The organism is Pseudomonas fluorescens (genome assembly GCF_902497745.1).
Classification (GTDB): Bacteria; Pseudomonadota; Gammaproteobacteria; order Pseudomonadales; family Pseudomonadaceae; genus Aquipseudomonas; species Aquipseudomonas fluorescens_BM.
The window spans coordinates 5,487-12,216 of sequence record NZ_CABVHJ010000041.1; the positions used below are offsets into that span (position 1 = coordinate 5,487).

Annotated in this window: 1 protein-coding gene and 3 pseudogenes; all 4 read right to left on the bottom strand. The window is 54.8% G+C overall.

Features of this window, described 5'->3' with window-relative positions:
* Positions 1-268: 268 nt before the first annotated feature.
* A pseudogene (locus F8N44_RS31975) lies at positions 269-370 on the bottom strand (RHS repeat-associated core domain-containing protein); the annotation flags it as partial.
* Between the two features lie 54 nt (positions 371-424).
* Positions 425-1,596 (bottom strand): annotated as a pseudogene (locus tag F8N44_RS30800) (IS3 family transposase).
* A 250-nt stretch (positions 1,597-1,846) separates the two neighbouring features.
* A pseudogene (locus F8N44_RS30805) lies at positions 1,847-2,871 on the bottom strand (IS110 family transposase).
* Positions 2,872-3,425: 554 nt separating this feature from the next.
* The coding region (locus F8N44_RS31525) for an RHS repeat domain-containing protein (RefSeq protein WP_191630992.1) at positions 3,426-6,730 on the bottom strand (3,305 nt) is incomplete at its 5' end.

Here is a 6,730-nt window from a genome sequence, read left to right on the forward strand (position 1 = left end):
CCCTAGCGCTATCGATCATCCTGACAGAACTGTTAGACGCCCTAGGCATGCCTGACGTAGTTTGCTGGCTCATTGTGATATCCCGAGCTGTGCTCCTTGCTGTTTTCACTGCGATGCTCTCCCCGTGACTCTTTTCTGCCAGTACTCCCGTTTTTCGCAGTTGATTCGTCCTCCTCAGCCCTGCCGCATCCACCATTTCGGCCCCTTTCACCACCCCTTCTACTTCAGCTTCACTTGGGAGAACCATCATTCCAACCATGAGTAGCGTACCCAATACCCCCCAATGCCCCGTCGGATCCGTATTATTAATCGGATCCCCCTCACAATACGCATACGGGTTAATCCCACCCTGGCCAAACGGACTCATGCTGGATTTGCCCCTACAAAACCGGACACCAACTCCCCGTTAAATTGATGCTACTGCCTAGCGCCTGAACTCCCTCGGTGAGCGATAGTTCAAAGCGCTGTGCGGATGCTGCTCGTTGTAATGCTCAAAGGCAATTGCCAGGTTACGCAGCGCCGTTTCTCGATCCGGCTTGGGCATGTGCGCCACGTAATCACGTTTGATCGTCTTCACGAAGCTCTCTGCCATGCCGTTGCTCTGCGGGCTGCGTACTGGGGTGGTCACCGGCTGCAAGCCGATCTGTCGAGCAAACAGGCGCGTCTGTTCGGCGGTGTAGGCCGAACCGTTATCGCTGAGCCACTGCACCGGCGTTGCAGGCAGTTGATCACCGAAGCGCTTCTCCACGCTTTCCAACATCAAGTCGCGGATGTCATCGCCGCTGTACCCGGTTGGGCTGGCGACCCAGCCGATGGCTTCGCGGTCACAGCAGTCCAGGGCGAAGGTCACGCTCAGCTTGGCGCCATCCTCACAACGAAACTCAAAGCCGTCCGAGCACCACCGGGTATTGCTCGTTTCTACGGCGATACGACCTTCGTGTCGTCACGCCACACCCGGTTGCTTGATCCGTCGCTCCAGCAGCAACTGGTGATCGCGCATCACGCGATAGGCCTTCTTTACGTTGATCGGCGCCAAGCTCTGCGTTTCGCGTCGGTGACGCAACAAACCCCAGACCCAGCGGTAGCCATAGCTGGGCAACTCACTGACTTCAGTCCGAATTTCTTCAACCAGAGCAGTGTCATCCAACACACGACGGCGTCTGTCAGGCGCAGCCGTAGGATTGAGTCGAACCGTCAATTGCGAGCGCGCTACACCGAGACTTTCACTGATCAGCTTCACAGGTCGTCCCCCGGCAACAAGGGTGAGTGCGCAATCCATTTTCGCGACCGAGCAATCTCCACGGTTTCCTGAAGGGTCTCGACCTGCATGGTTTTCTTGCCCAGCATCCGTTGCAGTTCACGGATCTGCTTGAGCGCATCGCTTAACTCGGAGGCAGGCACCACGGCTTCGCCGGCACTGACCGCCGACAGGCTGCCGTCCTGATAAAGCTTGCGCCACAGAAACAGCTGATTGGCATTGATGCCGTTGCGCCGAGCGACGACCGACACACTTTGTCCTGGTTCAAGGCTCTCGCGAACCATGGCCAGCTTTTGCTCTGGGCTCCAGCGGCGCCGCCGCTCCTGGCCCAAATCCATGGTCACCCCATTTTTTGCAATACTGATTAACGGGTGAAGTGGTTGGTTTGCTTAAATCTATCCGGCGTCTATTGGGGCAAGCCCCGCGCCACGATGAGAGTCGCGCCTGGCGATCCTGAAAAGCTCCTCGGTTTCAAAAGCCGATTTGGGCGACAGGTTCTTCGCCAGGCCGGTTGGCCGTTCACGTCATCTGTTGTTCAGCTATCGCAAAACCTGAAAGGTGAATCGTGGTACTGCAGCAACCGCAGGGTCACGCAGCCATGGTGCTTGGTCCTGCTTCATATTCGGTATGGTTGGCCGCTATGGCCCAGGCTATGCGCGCCAGTTTGTTGGCCAGCGCGCAGGCCACCACATTGGAGTGACGTCGCGTCAGCAACGAACGCACCCAGTCAGCCAAGGGGCCCTTCTGGTGTTCCAGTCGCTGCATGTAAACCCTGGAACACTGAACCAACAACCGTCTGAGATTCTTGTCACCACGCTTGCTGATTCCCATCAAATTGGCTTTGCCGCCGGTGCTGTACTGCCTGGGTACCAAGCCGACAGACGCCGCAAAGTCACGGCTACATTCGTACTGCTGGCCATCGCCCATTTCCACAGCCAGCAGGCTGGCGGTGATCGGCCCAACACACGGTATGCCCAGCAAACGCCTGCCCAGATCATCGTCGGCAAGCTGGCAAACTAGCTCTTTATCCAGCGCCTTGATCTGTTCATCCAGGTAGACAAAGTGATCGTGCAGACGCTGTAACAGCACCGTCAGCCGCACGGGCAGTTCGTGCTCCGCCAGAACGCTGGCCAAGCGCTTCATCATTGCCGACCCTTGCGGGAGGCTGACGCCGAACTCCAGCAGAAAACCATGCATTTGGTTGACTGCCTTGTGCGCTCACCCACCAGCGATTCACGCAGACGGTGCAAAACAGAAAGCGTCTGCTGGGCCTCGGTCTTAGGCGAAACAAAGCGCATCGATGGTCGCGACGCGGCTTCACAGATCGCTTCGGCATCGACGAAATCGTTTTTGTTGCCCTTCACGAAAGGTTTAACAAACTGCGGGGAAATCATCTTGGCTTGATGGCCCATGGCTCTCAGCTCGCGCGCTACGAAATGCGAACCAGCGCAGGCTTCCATCACCACGGTGCAAGCGGATAGGTTGGCGAAGAACCGCATCATCTGCTGTCGTGAAAGCTTCTTGCGAAACAGCTCTCGACCGGATTTGTCCTGGCCGTGCAGATGGAAGGTGTGTTTGCCGAGGTCGATACCGACCAGTGCCAAATCGCTCATGGTGATGGTCTCCGAATTAAAGCACCCTGCGAAAGCATAGCCCCCACAGGGTGCGGGGTGACCATCTCATTAGCTCCCCACTCTTATCGTTGCTGTTAGTCATAAACATAACCGTTTGCCTATCCCTTATCGTAAGGGGGAAACGGTGTCCTGTCTTTCATGGGGCTCATTCACAGGCACTGTAGGTCGAATGCTGGAAAGCACACCCTCTTGGTGTCTCATATGTTTGGTCTTGGCGTATCAAGAGTAATGGGGGGCTTGGTGTGTTAGTGGGGATTTTGTTCGGTCGGCAGGATGCCAGGGGACGGGGGGCGGGTTACGGGCTTGGTTGCAGCGGTAAGCTTGAGGAAAGCTGCCTTGCTGGTGCCTGTTGGTAACTCAGTTCAAAAGGAATAATTGCCGGCAGAAAATCCGCTTTAAGAATAATCGCGGGTCTCGACGAGTTTGGATTAAAGGCAAAAAAAGTTACCCGCCAAATAGATAGCGTCCTTTGGCATGGCAACACCTTGCATCAGGTGTTGCACTTGGTCCTTGAAACCACCTCTCGTCGAGGCTCAGTTAGTCGGTCGTTCTCCGTAGGGGCCATAGGCCAAATTCACTTGTTGGCTTATCTTCTTATCCTCGCTGAGGTTTTCTACACTCAGCACCGAGCCATTAGCATCGGTGCCGCTTAGCCAGACACCCGCTATAGCGCCTGTACGAACCTGTGCCAGGTTGCCGCCCGGGCCACTGAGCAGGCGCATGCCGTTTTTGCCTTCCACCTGATTAACCAGTTTCGAGCCGCGATAATACAAACTAACGTCGTCCTGTTTTATCAGCCGGTTCATCGCGTCATACTGGTACGAACTGCTCTTAGGAGCCTGGCCTTTTACGACAACGCGGGACAGATACCCTTCCAGCACCGAGCCGGCATTCTCAAACGTGCGCCCTACGCCATCGTTCGTCAAAAACCCATTCAGGTCATACTGCATCCAATCTGGAGTTAGATCGTTGTAGCTCGAGTGGTCATGTGTGACTTTGGACAGTCGGCATGGGTCATCAGTATTGTGAACAGGATCAAGGTAGGTGCATTCCATACTGTCCGAGGTCTTGTCACTAAATGTACTCACTATACTTTTTATGTTGCTGTAGACGTCATAGGTCAAGATCTGTGACGTTATCCGATTACCTTTCTCGTCTTGCGGTAAATCATCGACGTTGCCGGTTACGGTGTAGCCGGTCAGACGATTACGGGGATCATAGGTATACGTTTCCGTTCGAGCCGGTGTGCCGTTACGGGAGAGCACTTTGGTGTTTAGTTGATGATTGGCATACCACGTTTGTTCGAGGACCCAGCTGTTGTTGCTTTGACTGCTTGTCAGGGTACGCTTTTTCTCGCGGCCCAGGCCGTCGAGCTCAATCGCGGTAGTCAGAGTGGCCTGGCTCTTCACATCGGTAGTTGTCCATTTTTGCAAGCGCCCCAAGTCATCATAGGTCAACTCGGCGGACACATCACTGTCACTGATAGTGCTCGGCCGACCATAACCATCATATTTAACGACCTGGGTGATTCCCGTCACGTCGGTGTAGTGAGTCGCCTTACCCGCTACGGTGTATTGGTAATCGGTCGCCGAGACGGATGGGGCGAGCGTTTCCGTGACCAAACGTCCCGTCAGCGCATAGGTGTTGGTGATGGTGCTTGAGTCGGAAGCGCTCATGACAATAGACGCGGTCAATAAACCACCCACAATTTTGTTCGTGGCATCCTTGGTATTGTAGGTATAGACCTTATTCTCGCTTGGCTTAGTGTCCTTCTCCACCCGGGATACCTTGCCTCCCAGCGCTGCTATGTACTGGTAGTTCAGCGTATTTTTTGCCGGAGAAGTCACGCTGGCCGGTGAGGTCACGCTCCCTGACTTGGCTTTGTAAGTCGCATTCCACGTACGGCCGCCCGAGTTTCGCTGAGTCACTCGCCCCAACTCGTCAAACACCTGGGTGCCCATAGAAACCGATTTGGGTAGGTCATTACGCGACTCGAGCTCGGCGATCACCTGAATATCAGCCAGCCAGGCAAGCGGCGAGAGTGGGCTATACTCACGCTTAACCTGCGTCCCCAGGCCGCCGAACGAGGTAAATACTTTCGGCAATGTGGTCACGGTAGTCCGCCCGAACACATCATAGTCATAGCGGGTGACGCGGTGTAACTCATCCTCATGCTGGCGCAGCTGATTCCAGCCATCATACTGCTGCAGCACCGTTGAACTGGCCTTCGCGTCCGAGGGCAACGGGACCGTCCAATTTGTTACATCGTAAGCCTCAATCTTTATAGGTTGGCGGTTATAGTTATATGTAGTGACTGTGGCGCTGCTTTGGGTTTGGTCCTTGTTCCCAGCCGTCATATACGTCGTGACCGTCATGGCAATGGGGTCGGTAACGCTCCAGTGTTTCACCCCATCGCTCACCGAATTTAGATGGTTTTGCCCCCAGCCATCGTAATCCAACTTCACTGTTAGCGACTGATCTGGCGAAGGGGCCTCTTCCAGCCGTTCGGCCGTTGGGACGCTCGTGAGATAGTCCATATTCGTCACTGTCACGGGGCGCATCTGAGTATCGTAGAGGGCTGTCTTTAATGTATTCCAGCGCGGATCATCGGCCAGCCAGGCGTCCACACTGACAGGTTTACCCGCCGCATTGCAGGTTGTGCGGATTTTGTTTTTGTTTGCGTCTGCGGCGGTGATCAGGAACGGTACGTCCTCACTGCCACTGCCACTGTCACTGTCAGTGTCACTTTTAATTTTATATTCACAGGTACGAGTGTTTGCGTAATCAGTGCCTTTTGCCGTTGTCACCTGGATCACGCGACCCAACCGGTCATACACCGCCTCATTCACAATCCCCAGCGCATCCTTCGACGACAGCGTCCGGCCCGTGAATAGTGACTGCGTTTGAGCGCTAGTCAGGCTCTGCTCTCCTGCAGTTAATGTCTTGTTCTCAGTCAGGGTGCTCCCCTCAAGCGTCCACGTAGAGGTGGTCTTTGTGGTAGGCTTTGGCCCGTTCTCGCCGGATGGATAATGAGTGTTCTCAGTGCTGAGGAGGCGGCAGAAGTCGTTGGTTTTGTTATCCGCATACGCATAGGTGTAGCTAACCTTAGACAGCCAATCCGTGCCGCTTTTATGTTGTTCGCTGGCAACCATAATGGCGGTGGAAATGGCGGCCTTGGCTCCTGGTGGCGTATCCAGCCCTGCATAGGTGTACGTCGTAATGTGTGGCGAAACAGCATAAGAAGATTCTAGTGTTGGTGTCACCGTCATCGTCTTGATGAACCGCGTAAAACCGTTGGGTTCGGCTGGGCAGCAACCTGTCTCGCCGTCCTTGCTGTAATACGTCCATTCGGTCTTGGTCTGGATGGGCGTTTCTTTCTGCGCGGCATCGATGGACACGATCGATTGACTTCGCGGATTACCGGATTCATCGAAGGTCGTTGTGGTCTTTTCGCTGCGGCTCCGTCCCCCCTGGCTCCAGGTGGTGGTGTGCGTCTTCGGCAGTTGGTATTGCGGGGGTTGCTCTTCAAATAACTTGCTCGGATAAATATAATACTCAGTTGCCTGGGTGGTGGTGCACTTCTGGTTTGTCGACACCTGAGTAACCAGAAGATGGTACTTGTTATAGGTCCGCGTAATAACGGTTGTCTCCCCCGCCTCGTCGGTGTGCGTCTGCGTGGAGCAATATTGATAATCCGACGATGCGTTATACAGGTTGTCCGTGTTTGGTTTCCAGGTTACGAGCGAGCCAAACCCCAGGAAATTTTTTTCATGGGGGAACGCGTACGTAGTTTTCGACAAAGTACCTGTTTTATCAGCAATGCTGAACAGCCCCACAC